General features: G+C 70.5%; 27 protein-coding genes. 17 read left to right on the top strand and 10 right to left on the bottom strand.

Annotated features, from left to right (window positions below; all coding sequences use genetic code 11):
- Nucleotides 1-23 precede the first annotated feature (23 nt).
- Entirely contained in the window at nt 24-1,310 is a 1,287-nt protein-coding gene (locus IE096_RS28665; protein WP_189456616.1) for a geranylgeranyl reductase family protein, read from the top strand.
- Nucleotides 1,311-1,411: 101 nt separating this feature from the next.
- Nucleotides 1,412-2,101, top strand: a complete 690-nt coding sequence (locus IE096_RS28660; RefSeq protein WP_189456614.1) for a hypothetical protein — start codon at nt 1,412-1,414, stop codon at nt 2,099-2,101.
- 15 nt (nt 2,102-2,116) lie between these two features.
- Here IE096_RS28660 and IE096_RS28655 read toward each other — a convergent pair whose 3' ends face one another.
- Nucleotides 2,117-3,523, bottom strand: coding sequence for a helix-turn-helix domain-containing protein (locus IE096_RS28655; RefSeq protein WP_189456612.1), 1,407 nt, complete (start codon nt 3,521-3,523; stop codon nt 2,117-2,119).
- Between the two features lie 229 nt (nt 3,524-3,752).
- Here IE096_RS28655 and IE096_RS28650 point away from each other — a divergent pair, with 229 nt between their 5' ends.
- A complete protein-coding gene (locus IE096_RS28650) occupies nt 3,753-4,433 on the top strand; it encodes a DUF4232 domain-containing protein (protein ID WP_189456610.1) in 681 nt (226 codons plus the stop codon).
- Here IE096_RS28650 and IE096_RS28645 read toward each other — a convergent pair.
- The 7 genes from IE096_RS28645 to IE096_RS28615 all read right to left on the bottom strand — a co-directional run bounded on the left by IE096_RS28645 (nt 4,412) and on the right by IE096_RS28615 (nt 7,394).
- Nucleotides 4,412-5,005, bottom strand: a complete 594-nt coding sequence (locus IE096_RS28645) for a DUF4291 domain-containing protein (RefSeq protein ID WP_189456608.1) — start codon at nt 5,003-5,005, stop codon at nt 4,412-4,414. The genes IE096_RS28650 and IE096_RS28645 overlap by 22 nt on opposite strands.
- 42 nt (nt 5,006-5,047) lie before the next feature.
- The gene (locus tag IE096_RS28640) at nt 5,048-5,497 is read right to left on the bottom strand and encodes a hypothetical protein (protein WP_189456605.1); all 450 of its coding nucleotides are present in this window, start codon (nt 5,495-5,497) and stop codon (nt 5,048-5,050) included.
- Between the two features lie 43 nt (nt 5,498-5,540).
- Nucleotides 5,541-5,891 (bottom strand): DoxX family protein, encoded by a 351-nt coding sequence (locus tag IE096_RS28635; RefSeq protein WP_189456604.1) that lies wholly within the window; start codon nt 5,889-5,891, stop codon nt 5,541-5,543.
- An 85-nt stretch (nt 5,892-5,976) separates the two neighbouring features.
- On the bottom strand, nt 5,977-6,165 hold the full coding sequence (locus IE096_RS28630) for a DUF397 domain-containing protein (RefSeq protein ID WP_189456602.1): 189 nt from the start codon (nt 6,163-6,165) through the stop codon (nt 5,977-5,979).
- Nucleotides 6,162-6,350 carry a DUF397 domain-containing protein gene (locus tag IE096_RS28625; protein WP_189456601.1) on the bottom strand — a complete coding sequence of 63 codons (189 nt, stop codon included), beginning with the start codon at nt 6,348-6,350 and terminating at the stop codon, nt 6,162-6,164. Before IE096_RS28625 ends, IE096_RS28630 begins: the two co-directional genes overlap by 4 nt.
- Nucleotides 6,347-6,535, bottom strand: coding sequence for a DUF397 domain-containing protein (locus tag IE096_RS28620; protein WP_189456598.1), 189 nt, complete (start codon nt 6,533-6,535; stop codon nt 6,347-6,349). The genes IE096_RS28625 and IE096_RS28620 overlap by 4 nt, the downstream gene beginning before the upstream one ends.
- A 10-nt stretch (nt 6,536-6,545) precedes the next feature.
- On the bottom strand, nt 6,546-7,394 hold the full coding sequence (locus tag IE096_RS28615) for a helix-turn-helix domain-containing protein (protein ID WP_189456596.1): 849 nt from the start codon (nt 7,392-7,394) through the stop codon (nt 6,546-6,548).
- Nucleotides 7,395-7,663: 269 nt separating this feature from the next.
- Here IE096_RS28615 and IE096_RS28610 point away from each other — a divergent pair, with 269 nt between their 5' ends.
- On the top strand, nt 7,664-8,110 hold the full coding sequence (locus IE096_RS28610; protein ID WP_189456593.1) for an ATP-binding protein: 447 nt from the start codon (nt 7,664-7,666) through the stop codon (nt 8,108-8,110).
- Here IE096_RS28610 and IE096_RS28605 read toward each other — a convergent pair whose 3' ends face one another.
- Entirely contained in the window at nt 8,111-8,299 is a 189-nt protein-coding gene (locus IE096_RS28605) for a hypothetical protein (RefSeq protein WP_189456716.1), read from the bottom strand. It abuts the gene before it with no gap.
- An 82-nt stretch (nt 8,300-8,381) separates the two neighbouring features.
- On the opposite strand from IE096_RS28605, the gene IE096_RS28600 reads away from it, so the two are divergent.
- Complete coding sequence (locus IE096_RS28600; protein WP_189456591.1) at nt 8,382-9,662, top strand: AAA family ATPase; 1,281 nt, start codon at nt 8,382-8,384, stop codon at nt 9,660-9,662.
- Nucleotides 9,663-9,917: 255 nt separating this feature from the next.
- Here IE096_RS28600 and IE096_RS28595 read toward each other — a convergent pair whose 3' ends face one another.
- A complete protein-coding gene (locus IE096_RS28595) occupies nt 9,918-10,739 on the bottom strand; it encodes a C40 family peptidase (RefSeq protein WP_189456589.1) in 822 nt (273 codons plus the stop codon).
- Nucleotides 10,740-11,520: 781 nt separating this feature from the next.
- On the opposite strand from IE096_RS28595, the gene IE096_RS28590 reads away from it, so the two are divergent.
- From IE096_RS28590 to nuoL, 12 genes are read left to right on the top strand one after another with little or no spacing between them, the layout of a single operon-like run.
- Complete coding sequence (locus IE096_RS28590) at nt 11,521-11,880, top strand: NADH-quinone oxidoreductase subunit A (protein WP_126914770.1); 360 nt, start codon at nt 11,521-11,523, stop codon at nt 11,878-11,880.
- Between the two features lie 12 nt (nt 11,881-11,892).
- Nucleotides 11,893-12,447: a NuoB/complex I 20 kDa subunit family protein gene (locus IE096_RS28585; protein ID WP_189456587.1), complete on the top strand. Its 555-nt coding sequence runs from the start codon at nt 11,893-11,895 to the stop codon at nt 12,445-12,447.
- Complete coding sequence (locus tag IE096_RS28580) at nt 12,444-13,241, top strand: NADH-quinone oxidoreductase subunit C (RefSeq protein ID WP_229820670.1); 798 nt, start codon at nt 12,444-12,446, stop codon at nt 13,239-13,241. The genes IE096_RS28585 and IE096_RS28580 overlap by 4 nt, the downstream gene beginning before the upstream one ends.
- Nucleotides 13,241-14,617, top strand: coding sequence for an NADH-quinone oxidoreductase subunit D (locus IE096_RS28575; protein ID WP_189456585.1), 1,377 nt, complete (start codon nt 13,241-13,243; stop codon nt 14,615-14,617). Before IE096_RS28580 ends, IE096_RS28575 begins: the two co-directional genes overlap by 1 nt.
- Nucleotides 14,618-14,634: 17 nt before the next feature.
- Entirely contained in the window at nt 14,635-15,441 is an 807-nt protein-coding gene (nuoE, locus tag IE096_RS28570; RefSeq protein WP_189456705.1) for an NADH-quinone oxidoreductase subunit NuoE, read from the top strand.
- Nucleotides 15,438-16,808, top strand: a complete 1,371-nt coding sequence (gene nuoF, locus IE096_RS28565) for an NADH-quinone oxidoreductase subunit NuoF (RefSeq protein ID WP_189456583.1) — start codon at nt 15,438-15,440, stop codon at nt 16,806-16,808. The genes nuoE and nuoF overlap by 4 nt, the downstream gene beginning before the upstream one ends.
- A complete protein-coding gene (locus tag IE096_RS28560; protein ID WP_189456581.1) occupies nt 16,805-19,315 on the top strand; it encodes an NADH-quinone oxidoreductase subunit G in 2,511 nt (836 codons plus the stop codon). Before nuoF ends, IE096_RS28560 begins: the two co-directional genes overlap by 4 nt.
- A gap of 38 nt (nt 19,316-19,353) precedes the next feature.
- On the top strand, nt 19,354-20,691 hold the full coding sequence (nuoH, locus tag IE096_RS28555; protein WP_189456704.1) for an NADH-quinone oxidoreductase subunit NuoH: 1,338 nt from the start codon (nt 19,354-19,356) through the stop codon (nt 20,689-20,691).
- Nucleotides 20,684-21,295 carry an NADH-quinone oxidoreductase subunit NuoI gene (gene nuoI, locus IE096_RS28550; RefSeq protein ID WP_189456579.1) on the top strand — a complete coding sequence of 204 codons (612 nt, stop codon included), beginning with the start codon at nt 20,684-20,686 and terminating at the stop codon, nt 21,293-21,295. Before nuoH ends, nuoI begins: the two co-directional genes overlap by 8 nt.
- A complete protein-coding gene (locus tag IE096_RS28545; protein ID WP_189456577.1) occupies nt 21,292-22,131 on the top strand; it encodes an NADH-quinone oxidoreductase subunit J in 840 nt (279 codons plus the stop codon). Before nuoI ends, IE096_RS28545 begins: the two co-directional genes overlap by 4 nt.
- Nucleotides 22,128-22,427 (top strand): NADH-quinone oxidoreductase subunit NuoK, encoded by a 300-nt coding sequence (gene nuoK / locus IE096_RS28540; protein WP_126914763.1) that lies wholly within the window; start codon nt 22,128-22,130, stop codon nt 22,425-22,427. Before IE096_RS28545 ends, nuoK begins: the two co-directional genes overlap by 4 nt.
- A 13-nt stretch (nt 22,428-22,440) precedes the next feature.
- Nucleotides 22,441-24,381 carry an NADH-quinone oxidoreductase subunit L gene (gene nuoL, locus IE096_RS28535; protein WP_189456575.1) on the top strand — a complete coding sequence of 647 codons (1,941 nt, stop codon included), beginning with the start codon at nt 22,441-22,443 and terminating at the stop codon, nt 24,379-24,381.

The raw sequence follows: 24,381 nt of genomic DNA, 5'->3' as shown, positions 1-24,381 counted from the left end.
ACGAGTCTTCGGGAGTCCCCGCCGTGACCGAGTCCCCCTCCGAACACAGCGCTGATGTGATCGTCGTCGGGGCGGGCCCGGCCGGCTCCACGACCGCGTACCACCTGGCCAAGGCGGGCCTCGACGTCCTCCTCCTGGAGAAGACGGCCTTCCCGCGCGAGAAGGTGTGCGGCGACGGCCTCACCCCGCGCGCCACCAAGCAGCTCGTGGCGATGGGCATCGACATCTCCGAGGAAGCGGGCTGGCTGCGCAACAAGGGCCTCCGCATCATCGGCGGCGGCGTCCGCCTGGAGCTCGACTGGCCGGAGCTGGCGTCCTTCCCGGACTACGGACTGGTCCGCAAGCGCGACGACTTCGACGAGCAGCTCGCCCGGCAGGCCGTCAAGGCCGGTGCCCGGCTGTACGAGCGCTGCAACGTCGGCGCGCCCGTCATCGACGACCGCACGGGCCACATCACCGGCGTCGAGGCGAAGCTGGGCGAGGAGAAGCGGCCCGTCACCTTCCACGCCCCGCTGGTCGTCGCCGCCGACGGCAACTCCTCGCGCCTCTCGCTGGCCATGGGCCTCCACCGCCGCGAGGACCGCCCGATGGGCGTCGCCGTCCGCACGTACTTCACCTCCCCGCGCCACGACGACGACTACCTGGAGTCCTGGCTGGAGCTCTGGGACCGCCGCGGCCCCGGCCCGGACCGGCTGCTGCCCGGCTACGGCTGGATCTTCGGCATGGGCGACGGCACGAGCAACGTCGGCCTCGGCGTCCTCAACACCTCCGACTCCTTCAAGGAGCTGGACTGGCGCGAGGTGCTCAAGGCGTGGTGCGCCTCGATGCCCGAGGACTGGGGCTACACCCCGGAGAACATGACCGGTCCCATCCGCGGCGCCGCCCTCCCCATGGCGTTCAACCGTCAGCCGCACTACACCCGCGGCCTGCTGCTCGTCGGCGACGCGGGCGGGCTCGTCAACCCCTTCAACGGCGAGGGCATCGCCTACGCCATGGAGTCGGGCCAGATCGTCGCCGACGTCATCGTCCAGGCGCACGCCCGTGCCTCGTACGCGCAGCGGGAACTCGCCCTCCAGCGCTACCCGAAGGTCCTCAAGGACACCTACGGCGGCTACTACACGCTCGGCCGGGCCTTCGTGAAGCTCATCGGCAACCCGAAGATCATGAAGCTGGCGACGGAGCGCGGCCTGACGCATCCGCTGCTGATGAAGTTCACGCTGAAGATGCTGGCCAACCTGACCGACCCGACGGGCGGCGACGCGATGGACCGCATCATCAACGGCCTGAGCAAGGTGGCGCCTCGCTCGTAGGTTCATCCTTTCGTGGGGCTTTCGCGCCGTTTCGGCGCGTCGGCTCCACGGAAGGTAATGGGGGAGAGCCGGAGTCCCGTTGTGAAGGGGATGTGCTCGCCATGAACCGCAAGCGTTTCGCACGCCTCACACTGGCAGCCCTGCTCCTCCCTGTCGCCTTCCTCGCGGGGCCCGCCGCCCACGCGGCGACCTCCTGCACGGTCAACGGGGCCCCGGTGCCCGGCCCGGACATCACGGGCACCGACGGCGACGACGTCATCATCTGCGGCGGGCTGGACGCGGGTGCCACCGTCGACGCCCGGGGCGGCGCCGACACGATCACCCTCACCGGGGACGTCTCCGGCAGCGTCCTCGGCGGCGACGGCGCGGACCACATCGTCCTCGCGGAAGGCGCCCGGCTGACCGAGCGGGGTGTCATCGACGGTCAGGCCGGGCGGGACGAGATCGATCTCAGGGGCGCGGTCCTCGGCACGGTCCGTGGCGGTCAGGACGACGACCTCATCCTCCTCTTCAAGACCGCCACGACCGGCGAGACAAGCATCATCCGGGGCGCGCGGGGCGCGGACGTCATCCTCGCCGACGGCGCCGTCACCATCCGCGGCCTCGTGGAGGGCGTCGGTGAGAACGACTTCATCGACATCAACGGCACCGTGGCCCCCACGGGCAAGGTGCACGGCGACGACGGGGACGACACCCTCCACGTCCACGTCAACCAGGGCGAGGTGGACGGCGGCGACGGCACGGACGTGTGCACCGTCGACAGCGGGAATCAGCCCCTGAACTGCCCGTGAGCTCTCACTTGGAGCTCACTTGGAGCGGTTCTCGCCCTCCACCGGCGACCAGACGTTCTTCCCCAGCCAGTAGAAGTACTGCGGACGGTCCTTGATGGCGCTCGTACGGAACGGGCGCCCGTGGTCGTCGACGCGGACGGTGCCGTGCCGGTCCCCGCTGCTCCACTCCAGCTCCAGGTACCAGCTGACGTCATGGCCCTCGGTGTGCGCGGTCACCTTGAGCACCTGGGGGTCGGTCGAGCTGACCTTGTACGGGAAGTCGGTGGCCGGGATCGCGATGTCGCCCTGCATGCCGCCCTTCGCCCGGGCCTGCGGCTGCCCGGCGTCGAGGTCGACGTCGTGGAAGGCGGGCGTGAGACCGCCGCCGCAGCCGCTGCCCATCGCGTACGCGCTCCAGGAGAGCGGCGCCGACCGCTCGACGACCCGGACCCGCAGGGCGTGCAGCACGACGGCCTCACGGCCCTTGCCCTGTACGGACAGCTCGACGTCCGTCCGGCCACCCGCCACGGCCCGCAGGTTGGCCGCCCAGCCGGGCGCGTCCTGTTCCTCCGGGGGCGGAGGCATGAACGGCGGCTGCCGGTCCGTCAGGTAGTACTGGTCGCAGTGGTCCTGCCAGACGTACGGGCGGGTGGCGACGGTGAGGGGGATGCCGGCGGCGGAGTCGCCCCCGCCGCCTCCGTCCGGCTTTTTGGGCCCGGCGCTGGGGGTGGGGGCCTCGCTCGGTATCCCCGGCGCGGGGGTGGCGGTGCCCCCGGAGAGGGCGGGGGAGGGGAGCAGGGGCAAGGCCGAAGGGGGTGATGCGGTGAGCGGCTTCGGGGTGCTCGCCCGGCTGGGCGCGGCGTAGGGCTGTGCTTGCTGGGGGCGGCGGGCGTCGTCGTGGTCAGCGCTGCCACGGTCCGGGGAGGCCGCGTGGCCCACCATGACGGCCGAGGTCGCGGCGATGGCCACGACGGCGGCCCCGAGAAGGGCGAGCCTGGTGGTGGGCAATCGTCCCGCAGGGCGGGACGGGTGGGCAGCACCCGACGACGGGCCGGCAGCCGCCGACGAAACGGACGTGGCCGCGGCGCCTTGCGCGGGCACGCCCGGTACCGGGGAGGCGTCGGCCTCGGCCGCGCCTTCGGCGGCGGCCGGGGCGGCGGCCGGGGCGGCCACCGCCCGGCTCGTCGCCGCCTTCCGGCGGCGGGCCGCATCCGCGAGAATCCAGTGGCGGTGGAGCTCGACGAGTTCCTCGGGCTTCGCTCCGCACACCCTGGCGAAACGTTCCACGGGGGCGTACTCCGCCGGCACGGCGTCCCCGTTGCAGTAGCGGTGAACCGTCGACGTGCTCATGTGCAGCCGCTTGGCCAGTCCCGCGTAGCTCTGCCCGGAGCGGGCCTTGAGCTCACGGAGCAGTTCGGCGAATTCCTCGGTCTCCTCGGCCATCGGCCGTGCCCCTCCCCATCCCAGGACCGCGTTCCAGGGGAATGGCATTTCCCCAGGTCAGAACGCGTTCGACCATTCCATTTTCCCGGATGGTTCGAACGCCATTGCGGTCGACTCGCCGGGCGCCGCAGGCTGTGAGGGCGACGAGCGGACCGCCCTTCGGCCGGCCGCCGGATCTCGCCCTCGACTCACCACACCGCACCCGCGTCCATTCGCACAGGAGACACTCATGCCCACCGCCGGCCGTATCACCGCCGCCGCCTTCGTGGCCGCCGCCGTCGTCACCATCACCGCCTGCCAGGGCCAGAGTGTCGCCTCGAACCAGGTCAGCCCCGCGCCCGCCACCTCCGCCGCCAAGGAGCTCGCGTCCTCGACCGCGACCCCCGGTTCCGACAGCGCGGCCCGTCCGGGCACCCCGGCCGCCAAGCCCGCCGCCACCACTCCGGCTGCCACTCCGGCCGCCGACAAGGGCAAGGCCGCCGACCGCATCGTCGCCTGCTCGGCCGCCAACTCCAAGGTGACCGCCAACGCCATCAGCCGCCCCATCAACCACCTGGCCCTCACCGTCACCAACACCAGCGGCAAGCGCTGCGCCGCGTACAGCTCCCCCGCCCTCATCTTCGACGACGCCCAGGCCGCCATCCAGGCCGTGCGGGAGAGCGTGCCGCAGTCCGTCGTCATGCTGGAGCCGGGGCAGTCCGCCTACGCGGGCATCCGCCTCTCGTCCGCCGACGGCAGCGGCGCCCACGGCCGCACCGCCCACGACCTGACGGTCTACTTCTCCGGCCGCTCGGGCAACGACTCCACGGGCACCCCGGCCCACCTCGCCCTCCCCAAGGACACGCACATCGACGACTCGGCCGCCGTCACCTACTGGCAGTCGGACCTTCAGGACGCCATCAAGTGGTGAACGCCCGCCTTTAGGGGGTACGGGCTTTCGCGGGGCAGGAGCTGCCGCGCGGCGTCCAGGTCCCCGTCCCGTACGTGCGTGTGGATCGCGTGGGCGAGCGCGGTGACGTCGGTGATGGAGACGACCCACTCGTCGGCGTAGCGGCGCGCGGCCTCGCCGGCGAGACCGAGCTGCAGCGAACGGTGAGGGAGGGGCTGGAGGCGCAGGTCGCGTTCCGGGTCCCACTGGACCCGGGCAGGGGAATGCCGTAGCTGCCGCTTCCACACGGCCTGGTCGGCGTGGAGCCCGCGCTCGTAGTGCGACAAGCATGCGTTTTCCAGCGCCCACTCAAAGCCTTCGCGGGAGATTTCGACGGCGAGAACGGTCTCCTGGCCCTCCTTCGTGCCCCACCCGCAGCGGTACATCATCCACAGGAACGACGGCTTGATCCACGTCATCCGGTCCCGCTTCCACGCGGCCGGAAACCGGCCCTCCCGGGCGGCGGGGAGGCCGATGTGCGGCGCGTAGGCCTGGTAGACGGTGACGGTGGAGTCCGTGTGCAGGGCTCGGATCCGGTGTTTGGGTTCTGCCACGGTGAACAGGGTGAGCGCCGCGGTTTCTTGTGCGCCAACGAATTACCGCAGGCGCGCGACCACCGCGTTGTACGCGTAGAGGCCGACGAGGGCGATCACGCCCACGATGACCACCCACGAGGTGAAGCTCGTGTGCCGGCCCTTGCGTATTCGCCGGTCCCGCTTCCGGACCCGCCGGGGCGGCGGCGCGGGCCGCGCGGTGTCGGTGGTGACCTCGGCGAGGAGACGCCGGCATGTCGCGGCGAGCTCGTTCGTTCCGGCGTCGAGGCTCGCGAGGGCCTCCGTACGCGCGGGCGCGGTCGTACCGCCGTCGAGTATCCGCCCCGCGCGCAGCAGAATCTCGTCCCGACCGCCGCTCGGGGCCATGCTGATCCACCGCTGCACGTGCTCGCCCCGGATGACCACGCCCCCGCCCCGCTCGCGGTACACGACGTGCTCACGCCACAGCAGGGCGGCCACTTCACTGGCGGTCTCTCTCAGACGCGTTCCCATGTCCTTACGGTAAGTGACACCACTGACAATCCCCGGCGGGCGGTCAGGACTTCGCCCTCAGCAGCACTAGGGACGCGATCACCGGCGCCGCGTACAGCAGGGGCATGAGCACGTGCGCGTACGCGCGTGCGCGGACGACGGTGGCGACGGCCCCGGCGAAGTACAGCACCAGCCCGACGCCGGCCGCCACGCCGATGGCCGGTACGGCCAGCCCGACGAGCAGGCCCACGGCCCCCGCGGCCTTGGCCGCCCCCAGCCAGGGCAGCCACGCTTCGGGCACGCCGTAGGCGGTGATCGACCGCACGACCGCCGGGGCGCGGAATATGAACGTCCCGGCGGAGACGGCTGCCATGCCGGCGGCGAGGACGGTCACGACGACGTAGGAGGTGGACATGGCGGCTCCTCGTCCCGGGCGAGTTCGTCCGATGTCCTGACTTTCCGTCCCGGGTCCGTTCAAACCGCCGGTTGTTGGGGAGCGGTTACCTTCGCCCGTCGGCCTTGATGCGGGTGATGAGCGCTGCCATCTGCGCGCGTGGTGTGGCGATCACGATGCCGGGCGCGTCGCTCTCGCGCAGCAGTACCAGCGCGGTCATCGCGCGTACCTCCAGGCAGTTGTTGCCACCTCCGCCGCAGGCGGACGAGCGCTGCCACGCGGGCTCTGGGCTCACTGCAACGCCCCTTCCTTGATGCGCGTGATCAGCGCCCGCACTTTGACGTGCGCTGCTGCGATGACGGCCTCGGGGGCGTCGCTCTCGCGCAGCAGAATCGCGGTGGCGCAGGTGGCGACTTCGACGCAGTTCGGGCCCTCGGCTCCCGAGAAGGAAGATTTCTGCCAGCGTGTGTCAGCGTTCACCTCAACCGACCGGCCTTGACGCTTGCGATCAGCGCACGAACGCCGGTGTGGGCCGTCGTGATTACGACGGATGGAGCGTCGCTCTCGCGCACGAGTACCGCTCCCGGGGCCGCTGCCAGCTCTAAGCAGTCGGGGTTGTTGTCGGGGCCGGAGAAGGAGGACTTCTGCCAGAGGGTTCTCTTCATGTCGGTCAGCTCACAATTCCTGCGCGATGCGGTGGATGTATTTCAGGGACTCGTTCGCATCGAGTGCGATCTCGTCGATCGTGCGGAACAGCGATCGGTACTCATTCAGTTGATCCTCGGCGTCGAGGAAGTTCCCGTCAAAGGCATTGTCGAGCTGGACGGTGTCGAGCTGCGGGATCGGGCCACCCGCATAGAGCACCGAGTGGACTGAGCCTGTGATCCGTGTGTCGAATGGGATGACGCGGATGTGGACGCTCGGCCAGCCAGCGGTTTCCTCCAGCAGCTCAAGCTGAGAACGCATGACATCGCTGCTGCAGTAGCGCATCTGTAGGGCCGCCTCGTGGATGAACGCGTCGAACTTCGGCGGGGCGGCACGGCGGAAGATCTCGCGTCGGCGGATTCGGTGCTCGACCCGTGCGGCCACCTCGCGTTCAGGCAGCCCCAGCACCCCGCTGCCGATCAGTTCTCGGGCGTAATCCGATGTCTGAAGGATGCCAGGCACATGCAGCATCCGGATGGACCGCAGAAAGGACGCGTGGTTTTCGAGTTCGGCGATGTCGAGGAAGCTGGCGGGCAGGACGCCACGGTATTCCTCCCACCAACCCTTTCCGCGCGCCTCGGTCATCGCGCATAGTGCGTCAACCAGTTCCTGGTCGTCGGCGGAGTAGAAGGCCGCGAGTCGGCGGACCCGTTCCGCGCTGACGCCCCAGAGACCGGCTTCGATGTGGCTGACCGTGGCTTGATTCCCGCCGAGGAATTCGCCGACGGCGCGAGCGGGGAGCCCGGAGGCTTCTCGAAGTTTGCGGAGTTCGGCACCTAGGCGCGCCTGCCTGGCGGTCGGGTTGCTCCGGGGTGGCATGGACGTCCCTCTCCTCTCGCGTGTCAAGTGTGCGCGCCCCAGTCTCGCGGGTCCACCTTCCGGCGTGCAGGCTTTGGCCTGCGCTTGAGTGGTCACATGCATGTGCCCTACCGTCCTACTGGCACCGCGCAGCCGCTCGGGAAGACCCGAAGTGCAGCCACCTGCACGCAAGTTGAGGCCAAAGCTGGTGGCCGGGCCACGGATGACGGCGGCGGCGCGCGAAAGCGAAACCGCACAGGACATCGGCAACCCGAATAGGGAGGCGCCCCATGAGCGCAACCGTGGTCAACGACCCACGTACCGCGCCGTACTACACACCCGGCACGTACTACGAGCTCGCCGCACCGGCGACGGCGACAACCGCTCGCCTCGCTCGCCAGTTCGTACGCGGAACGTTGCAGGCGACCAACCACCCCGCCCTCATCGATGACGCGTGCGTCTGCGTGTCGGACGCCGTCGCGAACGTCGTGCAGCACGCGCGCGTGTCCGCGCTGTCAGTGGAAGTCACCGTCAGGCCCTACCGGGTGGTCGTCGCCGTGCGGGACGACGACCCGGTGAGGCGCCCGTACGGCCGGCTCGCCGCGAAACCGGGCGACGAGCGGGGCCGGGGGCTCGTCCTGATGAACAAGCTGTCGCACGCCTTCGGCGTGAACCTCGTCTGGGACGGGCTGCACGTCATCGGCAAGCGCGTGTGGTTCGAGCTGCGGGAACGGTGATCACGGCGTGGGGCGACCGCCACCGCCGCGCCAGGTCGCGTAGAGCCCGGACAGGGACGCGGTGACGGTCGCCAGCGCGCCGGGCGATACGCCCAGCAGCACGAGCAGGATCCCCGCTGTCAGGACGGCGAGGAAAACGACTAGATCATGAACGCGCTTGCCGTCGTTGGCCATTGAGGCCCCTCCCATGAGTCGGTGATGGTACGACTCAGGGTCGATGGGAACGGATACGCTGCGGCAGCCGCAGCGGTGCTGACAGGCAGGTGGCAGCGTGAGTGAACTGCAGGCGTTCGGGGAGGGGCTCTCGCCGGAGATGCGCGCGCTGGCGCAGGCGCTGCGCGATCTCTTCGCGGGGCTGGAGATCTCCGAGCGGCGCTACGCGGCCCGTCGCAGCTACGACTCGTCCACGGTCTCCCGCTACCTGAGCGGACAGCGCCTTCCGCCATGGGAATTCGCACTCAACCTGCTGAACGATGTCGCGGAAACGCGGGGCACAGTGCCGACGCCGGAGACGACGGAGATGCTGCGCGCCCTGCACCACGCGGCGCTCAAGGCGGGCAAGAGCCCTACGCACAAGGTGCAGTTGTTGCAGCAGCAGCTCGCCGTGGCGGACGAGGACGCCCGCCGGGCCGCCCAGCGCGAACGGTGGCTGGAGGACACCCTCCGCGATCGCGAACGCCGCGTCCGGGAGCTTCAGTTGCAGATCGGACAGTTTCGGGTCGGTCCCGAGGTCGACGCCGATCGGTCACGACTGATCGCCGAGATCCAGCAGTTGAAGGATGAGCTGGAGGAGGCCCGCGAGGCGCACCGGCAGGCGGAGGAGCGGTGCGAGCGGCTCGAACGGAGGCTGGCCGACGCGGAGCGGCGGACCGATCCCAGGGGTGAGCTGGCCGTCGGTGCATTCGAGGGTCCCGGTGTGCGGAACGTCTTCAACGGCGATGTGTATGTCAATGACCCGAGCCGGTGGGCGGTCGACGAGTCGTTCGTCGCCTCTCTGACGGTACTGGTCAGACAGCCATACGTACGGGACGGCGACCGGTGGGTGTGGAAGACCAGCAGTGGACTGCTTGTCGATGCGAGCACGGTGGTTGTGCCGCAGGGGACACCCGAGATCGTCGAGTTTGAGTGCCGGGTGCATTCGCAGGCTGGTGAAGGGGTCCGCGCGGAAGCCATCGAGCGTTCCCGTTCGTGGTTCGGCCTGTCGGTTCTGCGGTTGGCCGAGCCCCTGCCGGGCCCGGTGCCGTCGTTCACCCTGGGGCGATGGCCCGCCCCCGCATCCCGTCTGCTCGTCAACGGCTACGCGTTCGGCGACAGGGGACTGGCTCAGCCGCACTCCTGCTTGCTCGAAGTGAAGGGTCGGTCCGCCGAGTGGGTACGCGTCGAAGGGGAACTCGACCCAGGGCTGGTCGGGGCGCCGGCCTTCCACGTGGAAACGGGGGAACTGGTCGGCCTGGTGCGCGGGAGCACACACGCGGACCGGTCCAGGGGCCATCTCATCCCCGCCGAGGCCCTCCTGGACTTCGAATCCCTGAACCTCGAACCCCCCGGCTGACCGCCGGAGGCGAAGGCACCCCCACCTGCAAACTCTCCGCCGCGAGGCGGCCCGGTTTCGATCCCACCCGAAGGGGTTTGCCGAGCGGACCGTGACCGTCCCAGACTCCAATCATCGGCGCGGGGGCCGGGTGCCCGAGGGTAACGGGGGTGGGCACCCGGGACCCGGATGCGCCGAAGGGCCGCCGTCCCGAGCGGGGGGAGCGGCGGCCCTTCTGGAGTCTGCAAGCCTGCTGGAGCCTGCGAATCCGCGTGACTACATGACGCGGACGGCGCCCGTGGGCGGGGAGTAGCTCAGGCTGCGCTCGACGACACCCGTGCTCGGGTTCTGCGCGCCGATGAACTTGCCACCGCCGATGTAAACGGCGACGTGGTACGCGCTGCCGGCGGGGCCCCAGTAGAGGATGTCGCCGACCTGGAGGTTGTCGAGACCGACCTGGGTGCCGGCGGTCGACTGGTCCTGGGAGACGCGCGGCAGGTCGATGCCGATCTGGTTGTACGCGGACATGACCAGGCCGGAGCAGTCGTACGCGGAGGAGCCGGTGGCGCCCATGATGTACGCCTTGCCGACCTGGGCCTCCAGGAAGGAGACCAGGGTGGCGGCGTTGCCGCTGGCGTGGGAGCTGGAACCGGTGCTGGAGCCGGAAGTCGACTTCGTGCCCAGGTCCGAGCGGTCGCTGTCGCGGGAGGCGCGGTCCTGCTCGGCACGCTTGGCCTCGGCCTCGGCGGCCTTGCGCTCGGCCTCGGCCTTGCGCTCCGCCTCGTCCTTGACCTTCTTGGCCTGCGCCTTGGCGACGTCGACGGCCTCGTCCACCTGCGCGCGAATCTGGGTGTCCGTGGCCGCCTGCTGCGTGGCGACCGCGCTCTGCGCGATGGAGGTGGAGAGGGCCGCGTTGAACGCGGGGATCTCCTGGGTCGCCTCGGCCGGCTTCTCGGCGGTGGCGGTGGCGGCGGACGCGGTGCCGGCCACAGCCAGGGTGCTGAGGACGCCACCGGCCACACCCGTGCGGACGACCCAGGACTGGGTCGCCGGGCGACGGTGCTTCCGGTGGCTGGTTATATGCGCGTTCGGGGACATGGGACAACGGACTATCAGTCCGCGCTGGTTGAGTTCAAGATAAGTGACCTGCGCCACAATTGACGTGTACGCGCTTGGAAAACGGGCCTTTTGATCACAGAGAGGTCACGGCGCGAGGGGCGTCCGGATGGGCGATCAAGCGCCTCAGCATGGCATTTGGCCATCGGTGACGTGCGGCGGGCGTCCTATCACCTTTACAGCCCGCGCGTCGAGGCTACCCACGAAATCCGGTCGCCGAACCTTCCGGCGCGTGGCGCAACTCACGTATCGCGCGTCCGTCCGGTCTCCCGGGCGCGGCTTGTGAAGCGACGCGCGTACCGGGCGTCGGCCACCCGTCCCGGGCGCGTTTCGGTGACGGTCCGTCGGGTGCCCGGCGGAGTGGCGGGGGAGGGGGTGGCGCCGTCCGTCGGCCCCTCAGCTCGTCACGGCCCTATATCAGTTCATCGGGCCCCTTGCCAATTTGCCCGATCCCGCCATGGCTTGATAATGGCTCACCCGCCCCGACCAGCACCGCAGCCCCCGAATGTCACCTCTGGTGATCACTCAACCGCTTCGCGTACGTAGATCACCGCTCATCCGACTTAATGATCGTTCGTCAGGTGGTGGAGATCACAAACGCGGTCGTGTACGCCGTGTCGCAGATCACAGACCGGCGGGCATAGGATGCAGGCGACCCGGGCTTGTGAACTGCCTCACATGGCGGTGATCTTCGGAGGGCCTCCATCCACCGGGTCCGGTCAGCCAGCAGTCAGCGTCGACAGACTGGAAGGAGCGAGGAGCGGTGAACGCCTATGCGCCCATCCTCGTACTGGGAGCCCTAGGTGCGGGCTTCGCGATCTTCTCCGTGGTCGTGGGCTCGCTCGTGGGGCCCAAGCGCTACAACCGCGCCAAGCTCGAGGCGTACGAATGCGGCATCGAGCCGACCCCGCACCCGGCCGGTGGCGGCCGGTTCCCGATCAAGTACTACCTGACGGCGATGCTCTTCATCGTCTTCGACATCGAGGTCGTCTTCCTCTACCCCTGGGCGGTCACCTTCGACTCCCTGGGGCTGTTCGGGCTCGTGGAGATGCTCCTCTTCGTGCTCACCGTCTTCGTCGCCTACGCCTATGTATGGCGGCGCGGCGGCCTGGAATGGGACTAGGGGGCTCGTCGCATGGGACTCGAGGAGAAGCTGCCGAGCGGCTTTCTGCTGACATCCGTCGAACAGGCCGCGGGATGGGTGCGCAAGGCGTCCGTCTTCCCGGCCACCTTCGGCCTGGCCTGCTGCGCCATCGAGATGATGACGACGGGAGCGGGGCGCTATGACCTCGCCCGCTTCGGCATGGAGGTCTTCCGGGGCTCCCCCCGCCAGGCCGATCTGATGATCGTGGCGGGGCGGGTGAGCCAGAAGATGGCGCCCGTGCTGCGTCAGGTCTACGACCAGATGCCCAGCCCCAAGTGGGTGATCTCCATGGGGGTCTGCGCGTCCAGCGGCGGCATGTTCAACAACTACGCGATCGTGCAGGGCGTCGACCACATCGTGCCCGTCGACATCTATCTGCCCGGCTGCCCGCCCCGGCCCGAGATGCTCATGGACTCGATCCTCAAGCTGCACAAGAAGATCCAGCACGAGAAGCTCGGCCCGCAGCGCGCGGAGGCGGAGGCCGAGGCGGAGAAGGCGGCCCTGAAGGCCCTGCCCCTCATCGAGATGAAGGGGCTGCTGCGATGAGCGACCCGAAGCCCACCGAGGGTCCCAAGCCCGCCGAAGGCCCCAAGCCCACCGAGGGTCCCAAGCCTCCCAACGGCGTCAACCCCGACAAGGACCTCGGCGCCCAGAACCTGCCCGGCCAGCGCCTCGACCACGGCGAGGTCATCGGCGTCCGGCGCGGCATGTTCGGCCCGAACAACGGCGGCGACACCACCGGCTACGGCCGGCTCGTCCGCACCGTACGGCTGCCGGGCGAGGCCACCCGTCCTTACGGCGGCTGGTTCGACGAGGTGGCGGACGAGCTGGAAGGGGCCCTGGAGGAGCAGGGGCTTCTCCCCGAGAACGCGATCGAGAAGACCGTGGTCGACCGGGGCGAGCTCACCTTCCACATCGCCCGCGAGCACCTGCCGCGCGTCGCCCGGACGCTGCGCGACGACCCGGCGCTCCGCTTCGAGCTGTGCACCGGGGTCAGCGGGGTGCACCTTCCCGGGGACAAGGGGCGCGAGCTCCATGCCGTCTACCACCTGCGCTCGATCACCCACAACCGGTTGATCCGGCTGGAGGTGAGCGCTCCCGACGCCGATCCGCACGTCCCGTCGATCGTCGACGTCTATCCGACGAACGACTGGCACGAGCGCGAGACGTACGACTTCTTCGGCCTGATCTTCGACGGCCATCCGGCGCTCACGCGGATCATGATGCCGGACGACTGGCAGGGCTTTCCGCAGCGCAAGGACTACCCCCTCGGCGGCATTCCCGTCGAGTACAAGGGCGCCCGGATCCCGGCCCCCGACCAGCGGAGGTCGTACTCGTGATGTCCACTCCCAACGGGACCGCCAACGGCACCACCCCCAACGGCACCGCCAACGACAGCGGCGCCCCCGCCGGCGCGCGCGAGACCACCGAGGGCACCGTCTACACCGTCACCGGCGGCGACTGGGCCGAGATCGCCGACGCCGCCAAGCGGGCCGACGACGAGCGGATCGTCGTCAACATGGGTCCCCAGCACCCCTCCACCCACGGAGTGCTCCGGCTCATCCTGGAGATCGACGGCGAGACGGTCACCGAGGCCCGCTGCGGCATCGGCTACCTCCATACCGGCATCGAGAAGAACCTGGAGTTCCGCAACTGGACCCAGGGCACCACCTTCGTGACGCGCATGGACTACCTCACGCCGTTCTTCAACGAGACGGCGTACTGCCTGGGCGTGGAGCGGCTGCTCGGCATCGAGGAGCAGGTGCCCGACCGGGCCTCCGTCATCCGGGTGATGCTCATGGAGCTGAACCGAATCTCCTCCCACCTGGTGGCCATCGCCACCGGCGGCATGGAGCTCGGCGCCACCACGATCATGATCTACGGCTTCCGCGACCGCGAGATGGTCCTCGACATCTTCGAGCTCATCACCGGCCTGCGGATGAACCACGCGTACGTCCGCCCCGGCGGCCTCGCCCAGGACCTGCCGCCCGGCGCGGTCGACCAGGTCCGTGAGTTCGTCAAGAAGATGCGCCGGAACCTGCCGGAGTACGACAAGCTCGCCACCGGCAACCCCATCTTCAAGGGCCGGATGGAGGGCATCGGCCACCTCGACCTCACCGGCTGCATGGCGCTGGGCGCCACCGGGCCGATCCTGCGCTCCGCCGGGCTCCCGCACGACCTGCGCAAGGCCCAGCCCTACTGCGGCTACGAGAACTACGACTTCGACGTGCCGACCGCCGACACCTGCGACGCCTACGGCCGCTTCCTGATCCGGCTGGACGAGATGCGGCAGTCGCTGCGGATCGTCGAGCAGTGCCTGGACCGGCTCCAGCCCGGCCCGGTCATGGTCGCCGACAAGAAGATCGCCTGGCCCGCGCAGCTGGCCCTCGGGCCGGACGGGCTCGGCAACTCCCTCGACCACATCAAGAAGATCATGGGCACCTCGATGGAGGCCCTGATCCACCACTTCAAGCTGGTGACGGAGGGCTTCCGGGTGCCGCCGGGGCAGGCGTACGTCGCCGTGGAGTCCCCCAAGGGGGAGCTGGGCGTCCACGTCGTCAGCGACGGCGGCACCCGCCCCTACCGGGTCCACTTCCGGGATCCCTCCTTCACCAACCTCCAGGCCATGGCGGCGATGTGCGAGGGCGGCATGGTCGCCGACGTCATCGTGGCGGTGGCGTCCATCGATCCCGTGATGGGAGGCGTCGACCGGTGAGTGACGTCAGCCTGGGGATGCCCGCGCTCCCCGCCCCCGACTATCCCGCCGACGTCCGCGCCCGGCTGGACGCTGACGCCGACGAGGTGATCGCCCGCTACCCCGACAGCCGCAGCGCGCTGCTGCCGCTGCTGCACCTCGTGCAGGCCGAGGACGGGCACGTCACCCGCACCGGCATCCGCTTCTGCGCCGAGCGGCTCGGGCTCACCACGGCGGAGGTCACGGCGGTCTCGACCTTCTACACCATGTACCGGCGCGCGCCCGGGGGCGACTACCAGGTGGGGGTGTGCACCAACACCCTGTGCGCGGTGCTGGGCGGCGACGCCATCTTCGACGAGCTCAAGCACCACCTCGGCGTCGGCAATGGTGAGACCACCGACGACGGCAAGGTCACGCTGGAGCACATCGAGTGCAACGCGGCCTGCGACTACGCGCCCGTGGTGATGGTCAACTGGGAGTTCTTCGACAACCAGACGCCCGAGAGCGCCAAACGGCTCGTCGACGACCTCCGCGCCGGCCGCACCGTCGAGCCCACGCGCGGGGCGCCGCTGTGCACGTACAAGGAGACGGCCCGCATCCTGGCGGGCTTCCCCGACCGGCGGCCGGGTGCCGTCGAGGCGGGCGGCGGGGCCGGCTCCGCCTCGCTGGCCGGGCTGCGGCTGGCCAGGGGCGAGGGCGGGCATCGGGTGGTGCCGCCGCGCGGCGAGCCGCCGCAGGACGAGCGCCCGGCGGAGCACCTCAGCTCCCACGACGCGCCGCAGGAGACGTCCGCCTCGGACCCCGCGCACCCCAGCGGACCGGTCACCGAGGAGGGGGAGGAATGACCATGGCGCCCGAGATCTTCGAGACCAGCCCCGAGAAGCTGCTCTCACCCGTCCTCAGCGCCTTCTGGGACGAGCCGCGCTCCTGGACGCTGGAGACCTATCTGCGGCACGAGGGCTACGAGGGCGCGCGCAAGGCCCTCGCGATGACCCCCGACGACGTCATCGCGTACGTGAAGGACTCCGGGCTGCGCGGCCGCGGCGGCGCCGGCTTCCCCACCGGGATGAAGTGGCAGTTCATCCCGCAGGGCGACGGCAAGCCCCACTACCTCGTCGTCAACGCCGACGAGTCCGAGCCCGGCACCTGCAAGGACATCCCCCTCCTCTTCGCCAACCCCCACTCCCTCATCGAGGGCATGGTGATCGCCTGCTGGGCGATCCGCTCCGACCGCGCCTTCGTCTATCTGCGCGGCGAGACCGTCCCCGTGCTCCGCCGGCTGCACGAGGCCGTGCGCGAGGCGTACGCGGCGGGCTTCCTCGGCCGGAACGTCCTGGGCAGCGGACTCGACCTCGACGTCACCGTGCACGCGGGGGCGGGCGCCTACATCTGCGGCGAGGAGACCGCCCTGCTCGACTCGCTGGAGGGCCGCCGCGGCCAGCCCCGGCTCCGGCCCCCCTTCCCCGCGGTCGAAGGTCTCTACGCCTGCCCCACAGTGGTGAACAACGTCGAATCCATCGCCTCGGTTCCCGCGATCCTCAACCGGGGCAAGGAATGGTTCCGTTCGATGGGCAGCGAGAAGTCGCCCGGCTTCACGCTGTACTCCCTCAGCGGCCACGTCGCCAACCCCGGCCAGTACGAGGCCCCGTTGGGGATCACCCTCGGGCAACTGCTGGGCATGAGCGGCGGGATGCGCCCCGGTCACCGGCTCAAGTTCTGGACGCCCGGCGGCTCCTCGACCCCGTTGCTGACCGACGAGCACCTCGACGTCCCCCTGGACTACGAGGCGGTGGGCGCCGCCGGTTCGATGCTCGGCACCAAGGCCCTCCAGTGCTTCGACGAGACGACGTGCGTCGTGCGCGCCGTAACGCGCTGGACCGAGTTCTACGCCCACGAGTCCTGCGGCAAGTGCACGCCCTGCCGCGAAGGCACGTACTGGCTCGTCCAGTTGCTCCGCGACATCGAGGCGGGCAAGGGGCGGATGGCCGACCTCGACAAGCTCGCCGACATCGCCGACAACATCAACGGCAAGTCGTTCTGCGCGCTGGGAGACGGCGCCGCCAGCCCGATCTTCTCCTCGCTGAAGTACTTCCGCGAGGAGTACGAGCAGCACATCAAGGGCAAGGGCTGCCCCTTCGACCCGGCGAAGTCGACGGTGTGGGCCGACGGTCCCGCCACCAACCAGCACGCTCACCTGGGGGTGAACGCATGACAGTGACCACGTCCGCCCCTTCCGGAGGAGGGAACGCGGCCGTCCCGCCGGAGGACCTGGTGTCCGTCACCATCGACGGCATCCAGCTCTCCGTGCCGAAGGGCACGCTCGTCATCCGGGCGGCCGAGCTGCTGGGCATCGAGATCCCGCGCTTCTGCGACCATCCGCTGCTGGATCCGGTGGGCGCGTGCAGACAGTGCATCGTCGAGGTCGAGGGCCAGCGCAAGCCCATGGCGTCCTGCACCATCACCTGCACCGACGGCATGGTGGTGAAGACCCAGCTCACCTCGCCCGTCGCCGAGAAGGCGCAGCGCGGCGTGATGGAGCTGCTGCTCATCAACCACCCGCTGGACTGCCCCGTCTGCGACAAGGGCGGCGAGTGCCCCCTGCAGAACCAGGCCATGTCGGCGGGCCAGGCGGACAGCCGCTTCGAGGGCCGCAAGCGCACGTACGAGAAGCCGATCCCCATCTCCACGCAGATCCTGCTGGACCGCGAGCGCTGTGTGCTGTGCGCGCGCTGCACCCGCTTCTCCAACGAGATCGCGGGCGACCCGATGATCGAGCTGCTGGAGCGCGGCGCGCTCGAACAGGTCGGCACGGGCGAGGGCGACCCCTTCCGGTCGTACTTCTCCGGCAACACCATCCAGATCTGCCCGGTGGGTGCCCTCACCTCGGCGGCGTACCGGTTCCGCGCCCGCCCCTTCGACCTGGTCTCCTCGCCGTCGGTGTGCGAGCACTGCGCGGGCGGCTGCGCGCTGCGCACCGACCACCGGCGCGGCAAGGTGATGCGCCGGCTGGCCGCGGAGGACCCCGAGGTCAACGAGGAGTGGGTGTGCGACAAGGGCCGCTTCGCCTTCCGCTACGCGCAGCGGCCCGAGCGCTTCGACACCCCGCTGGTGCGTGACGACAGCGGCGTCCTCACGCCGGCGAGCTGGCCGGAGGCGTTGGAGATCGCGGCCCGTGGTCTTTCGGCCGCGCGCGGCCGGGCCGGGGTGCTGACCGGCGGCCGGCTGACGGTGGAGGACGCGTACGCCTACGCCAAGTTCGCCCGCGTCGCCCTCGACACCCACGACGTGGACTTCCGGGCGCGGACGCACAGCGCCGAGGAGGCCGACTTCCTCGCCGCCCACGTCGCCGGGCGCGGCCGGGACCTCGACGGCACGGGGGTGACGTACACGGCCCTGGAGCAGGCGCCGGGTGTGCTGCTCGTGGGGCTGGAGGCCGAGGAGGAGGCGCCGGGCGTCTTCCTGCGGCTGCGCAAGGCGTGGCGCAAGCGCCGGCAGCGCCTGTTCTCGCTGGCCCCCTACGCGACCCCGGGCCTGACGAAGGCGGGCGGCACGCTGCTGCCGGCCGCGCCCGGCACGGAGCCGGAGTGGCTGCGGGCGCTGGCGGACTCGTCGGGCCTGGACGCGGCCGGGCGGGCGGCGTCGGAGGCGCTGCGCGCGCCGGGTGCGCTGATCCTCGTCGGCGAGCGGCTGGCCGGGGTGCCCGGCGGGCTGTCGGCCGCCGTGGCGGCGGCCGGGGCGACGGGCGCGCGGCTGGTGTGGCTGCCGCGCCGGGCGGGCGAGCGGGGCGCGCTGGAGGCGGGGGCCCTGCCGGGGCTGCTGCCGGGCGGCCGGCCCGTCACCGACCCGAGGGCGCGGGAGGAGACGGCGGCGGTGTGGCGCGTGGCCGGGCTGCCGCGCGGCGCGGGCCGGGACACCGGGCAGATCGTGGAGGCGGCGGCCACGGGAGAGCTGGCCGCGCTGCTCGTGGGCGGCGTGGAGGTCGCGGACCTGCCCGATCCGGCGCGGGCCCGCGAGGCGCTGGACGCGGTGGGCTTCCTCGTCAGCCTGGAGCAGCGGCCGAGCGAGGTGTCGGACCGGGCGGACGTGGTGCTGCCGGTCGCGGCCGTCGCCGAGAAGTCCGGGACGTTCCTCAATTGGGAGGGCCGGGCACGGCCGTTCGAGGCGGCGCTCAAGCCGGACCAGCTCGCCGTGCGGCACACCCAGCCGGACTTCCGGGTGCTGCACATGCTGGCCGACGCCATGGACGTGCCCCTCGCCCTGGACGCCCTCCCGGCCGTGCGGGCCGAGCTGACGCGGCTGGGGGCCTGGGACGGCGAGCGGCCGGCCGGCCCCGCGGAGCCCGGCCGGGCCCCGGCGCGGCCCGAGCGCGGCGAGGCGGTCCTCGCGGGGCACCGGATGCTGCTGGACCGGGGGCGGCTCCAGGACGGGGACGAGGCGCTGGCCGGCACCCGCCATCCGGCGCTCGCCCGGGTGTCGGCGGCGACGGCGGCCGAGGCGGGGGTGCGCGACGGCGAACTCCTCGCCGTGACGGGCCCGTACGGCTCGGTGCGGCTGCCGCTGCGGATCACGGCCATGCCCGACCGGGTGGTGTGGCTCCCGCTGAACTCCGTCGGCGGGGGCGTCGCCTCCGACGTCGGGGCGCGGCCGGGCGAGGTGGTGCGCATCGGCGCCGACGCCGGTGACGAGAGTGGAGCGATGAGGCCGGAGGTGCGGTCGTGAGTCCTGCGCTGACTCAACTGGCCACGGAGGACCTGTCGATGTTCGGCAGGGACCCCTGGTGGCTGGTGGTGATCAAGGCGGTCTTCTGCTTCGCGTTCCTGATGGTGACGGTGCTCTTCTCGATCGTCTGGGAGCGCAAGGTCGTCGCCTGGATGCAGCTGCGCATCGGCCCCAACCGGCACGGCCCCTGGGGGCTGCTGCAGTCGCTGGCGGACGGCGTCAAGCTGATGCTCAAGGAGGACGTGATCGTCCGCCGCGCGGACAAGATCGTGTACGTCCTCGCGCCGGTCGTCGCCGCCATCCCCGCGTTCATGGCCATCGCGGTGATCCCCTTCGGCCCGTCCGGCAACGAGGTCTCGATCCTCGGCCACCGCACGACGATGCAGCTCACCGACCTGCCGATCGCGATCCTGTACATCCTCGCGGTCGCCTCGGTCGGCATCTACGGCATCGTGCTGGCCGGCTGGTCGTCCGGCTCGACGTACCCGTTGCTCGGCGGGCTCCGCTCCTGCGCGCAGATGATCTCGTACGAGATCGCGATGGGCGCGGCCTTCGCGTCGGTGTTCCTCTACTCCGGCTCGATGTCGACCTCGGCGATCGTCGAGTCGCAGCACGACCGCTGGTACATCCTGCTGCTGCCGGTCTCCTTCGTCATCTACATCGCCACGATGGTCGGCGAGACCAACCGGGCCCCCTTCGACATGCCGGAGTCCGAGGGCGACCTCGTCGGCGGCTTCAACACCGAGTACTCGTCCATCAAGTTCGCGATGTTCATGCTCGCCGAGTACGTGAACATGGTGACGGTCTCGGCGGTCGCGACCACCCTCTTCCTGGGCGGCTGGCGGGCCCCGTACCCGCTCTCCGCGTTCTGGGAGGGCGCGAACCACGGCTGGTGGCCGATGCTGTGGTTCGTCATCAAGGTGCAGCTGCTGCTGTTCTTCTTCATCTGGCTGCGCGGCACGCTGCCCCGGGTGCGCTACGACCAGCTGATGAAGCTGGGCTGGAAGGTGCTCATCCCGGTCTCGGTGGTCTGGCTGATGCTCGTCGCGACCGTGCGGGCGCTGCGGAACGAGAACTACGCCTTCCAGGACATCGTGCTGTACGTCGGCGGCGGGGTCCTCGGGCTGCTCCTGCTGTCGCTGCTCTTCGACCTGTTCCACGGGGGCAGGGGCGAGAAGGACGGCGAGGAGGCGGGGGAGGGGGCCGAGGGGCCGGCGCCCGTCTTCGACCCCATGGCGGGGGGATTCCCGGTGCCACCGCTGCCCGGCCAGAGCCTGCCGCCCGTGCCCCGGCGCCGGTCCCGCCAGGACCGGGAGCTGATTGTCAGTGGTGGGGTGGACACTCAGAGTGACCGAGAGGAGGCCGACGGTGTCTAGCGAGTCTTCCCGGGGGGACGCCCCCCGGGCTCCCTTCCAGAATCCCGTGGCCGGCTTCGGCGTGACCTTCAAGGCCATGTTCAAGAAGCGGCTGACCGAGCAGTACCCGGAGGAGAAGAAGCACACCGCGCCGCGCTTCCACGGCCGCCACCAGCTCAACCGCCACCCCGACGGCCTGGAGAAGTGCATCGGCTGCGAGCTGTGCGCCTGGGCCTGCCCGGCGGACGCGATCTACGTCGAGGGCGCGGACAACACCGACGAGGAGCGCTACTCGCCCGGTGAGCGCTACGGCCGCGTCTACCAGATCAACTACCTCCGCTGCATCCTGTGCGGCCTGTGCGTCGAGGCGTGCCCGACCCGCGCCCTGACGATGACCAACGAGTACGAACTGGCCGACGCCAGCCGCGAGTCGCTGATCTACACCAAGGAGCAGCTCCTCGCGGGCCTCGAGGACCGCATGGTCGACACCCCGCACGCGATCTTCCCCGGGATGACCGAACAGGACTACTACCGGGGCCTGGTGACGGGCGCCGCCCCGGGCACGACCCGGCAGGTAGCGGTCTCCAAGGGGGAGAAGCAAGAGGACGAGGGGGTGGAGGCATGAGCGGTCTCGCCGCCGCCTCGTACCTGACGTCGACGGGCGAGGCCGTCCAGTTCTGGATCCTGGCCGTCGTCGCCGTGGCCGGCGCGCTCGGCGCGGTGCTGATGAAGAAGGCCGTGCACAGCGCGCTCTGCCTCGCCGGGACGATGATCGTCCTGGCGGTGTTCTACCTCGCCAACGGCGCCTACTTCCTGGGCGTCGTGCAGATCGTCGTCTACACCGGCGCGATCATGATGCTGTTCCTGTTCGTCGTGATGCTCGTCGGCGTCACCGCCGCGGACTCGCTGAAGGAGACCATCAAGGGCCAGCGGCTCCTCGCCGGGCTGTGCGCCCTGGGCTTCGGCGTCCTGCTGACCGCCGGCATCGCCAACGCCGCGCTGCGCGACTTCGACGGGCTGGGCCAGGCCAACGCCGGAGGCAACGTCCAGGGGCTCGCCGCGCTCCTGTTCACCAAGTACGTCTTCGCCTTCGAGATCACCGGCGCCCTGCTCATCACGGCCGCCGTCGGGGCGATGGTGCTGACCCACCGCGAGCGCACCGGGCCCGCCGCCACCCAGCGCGAGCTGGCCGAGCGGCGCGTGCGCGGCGGCAAGCAGCTGCCGCCCCTGCCCGCCCCCGGCGTCTACGCCCGGCACAACGCCGTCGACATCCCCGGCCTGCTGCCCGACGGCACGCCCTCCGAGCTCACCGTCAACCCGACGCTGCGCGCGCGGGGCCAGATCCGTGACGTGTCGGGCGAGGCGCTCGCGGAGCTGGCCGCGCTGGAGCAGCGCTCCGAGGACTGGCTGGAGCGGGACAAGCGCCGTGCCGGGGAGCGCACCGAGGAGGGAGCCAAGTGAACCCCGTCAACTACCTGTATCTGGCGGCGCTGTTGTTCACCATCGGTGCCACCGGCGTGCTCATCCGGCGGAACGCGATCGTCATCTTCATGTGCGTCGAGCTGATGCTGAACGCCTGCAACCTGGCGTTCGTCACCTTCTCCCGGATGCACGGCAATCTCGACGGCCAGATCATCGCGTTCTTCACGATGGTCGTGGCCGCCGCCGAAGTCGTGGTGGGCCTCGCGATCATCGTGACGATCTTCCGGTCCCGCCACTCCGCCTCGGTCGACGACGCCGGCCTGCTGAAGCTGTAAGGGGACACTGACGGTGGAGAACCTCATCGGAACGCTCGTCCTGGTGCCCCTGCTGGGCGCGGGCGTGCTGCTGTGCGGCGGGCGGCGGCTCGACCGCGCGGGCCACTGGATCGGCACGTTCGCGGCCGCCCTGTCGTTCGTCATCGGCGTGGTGCTCTTCGCCGACATGCTGGGCCGGAGCGGCGAGGACCGCGAGCTGGCCGCGACCGTGTTCAGCTGGGTGCCCGTCGGCGGATTCCGCGCCGACGTGGGCTTCCAGCTCGATCAGCTGTCGATGACCTTCGTCCTGCTGATCACGGGCGTGGGCTCGCTGATCCACCTCTACTCGGTGGGCTACATGGCCCACGACGAGCGGCGGCGGCGCTTCTTCGGCTATCTCAACCTCTTCCTCGCGGCGATGCTGCTGCTCGTCCTCGCCGACAACTACCTGCTGCTGTACGTCGGGTGGGAGGGCGTCGGCCTCGCGTCGTACCTGCTGATCGGCTTCTGGCAGCACAAGCCCAGCGCGGCCACGGCGGCGAAGAAGGCGTTCCTCGTCAACCGCGTCGGCGACATGGGCCTGTCCATCGCCATCATGCTGATGTTCACCACCTTCGGGACCTTCGCCTTCGGGCCGGTGCTGGAGAACGCGGACAAGGCGGGCGAGGGCAGGCTGACGGCCATCGGGCTGTTGCTGCTGCTGGCCGCCTGCGGCAAGTCGGCCCAGGTGCCGCTGCAGTCCTGGCTCGGGGATGCGATGGAGGGCCCCACGCCGGTCTCCGCGCTCATCCACGCGGCGACGATGGTCACCGCCGGGGTGTACCTGATCACCCGCTCGGGGGCGATCTTCGACGGGGCGCCGGACGCCCAGACGGCCGTCGTCACGGTCGGCGCGGTGACGCTGCTGTTCGGTGCGATCGTCGGTTGCGCCAAGGACGACATCAAGAAGGCCCTCGCCGGCTCGACGATGTCCCAGATCGGCTACATGGTCCTGGCCGCCGGGCTGGGCCCGATCGGCTACCCCTTCGCGATCATGCACCTGGTCACCCACGGCTTCTTCAAGGCCGGCCTCTTCCTCGGGGCGGGCTCGGTGATGCACGCCATGAACGACGAGGTCGACATGCGGCGTTACGGCGGACTGCGCCGCTACATGCCCATCACCTTCGTCACCTTCGGCCTCGGCTACCTCGCCATCATCGGCTTCCCCGGCCTGTCCGGCTTCTTCTCCAAGGACAAGATCATCGAGGCGGCCTTCGCCAAGGGCGGCACCGAGGGCTGGATCCTGGGCGGCGCGGCCCTGCTGGGCGCGGCCATCACGGCGTACTACATGACGCGCGTGATGCTGCTGACCTTCTTCGGCGAGAAGCGCTGGCAGCCCGCGCCCTCGCCCGAGGAGCCCGGCGCCGAACCGGCCGCCGAGACCCGTGGCGAGGGCCGGATGCCCCACCCGCACGAGTCGCCCAAGGTGATGACGATCCCGATGATCGTGCTCGCCGCCGGCTCGGTTCTCGCGGGCGGCCTGTTCAGCCTCAACGACGCCTTCCTCACCTGGCTGGAGCCCGTCACCGGCCATGAGGAGGGCCACTCGCCCGTCACCGCCGTGCAGGTCACCACGGCGACCCTGGTGGTCCTCTTCGTCGGCGTGGCGCTCGCCTGGGCGCAGTACGGGCGCCGGCCGGTGCCCGTCACCGCGCCGCCCGGGAGCCTGCCGGTGCGGATCGCCCGCCGCGATCTCCTCCAGGACGACATCAACCACATCGTGCTGGTCCGCGGCGGCGAGCACCTGACGCGGAGCCTGGTCTACGTCGACCACACGCTGGTGGACGGCGTCGTCAACGGCACGGCCGCCGCCGTCGGCGGGCTGTCGGGCCGGATGCGCAGGCTCCAGAACGGCTTCGCGCGGTCGTACGCGGTCTCGATGTTCGGCGGTGCGGCGGTGCTCATCGCCGCGACCCTGCTGATGAGGGCGGTCTAG

The organism is Streptomyces abikoensis (assembly GCF_014648775.1).
Taxonomy (GTDB): domain Bacteria; phylum Actinomycetota; class Actinomycetes; order Streptomycetales; family Streptomycetaceae; genus Streptomyces; species Streptomyces abikoensis.
The sequence above is the reverse complement of the archived record's forward strand: the minus strand, read 5'-3'. Positions and strand labels throughout refer to the sequence as shown.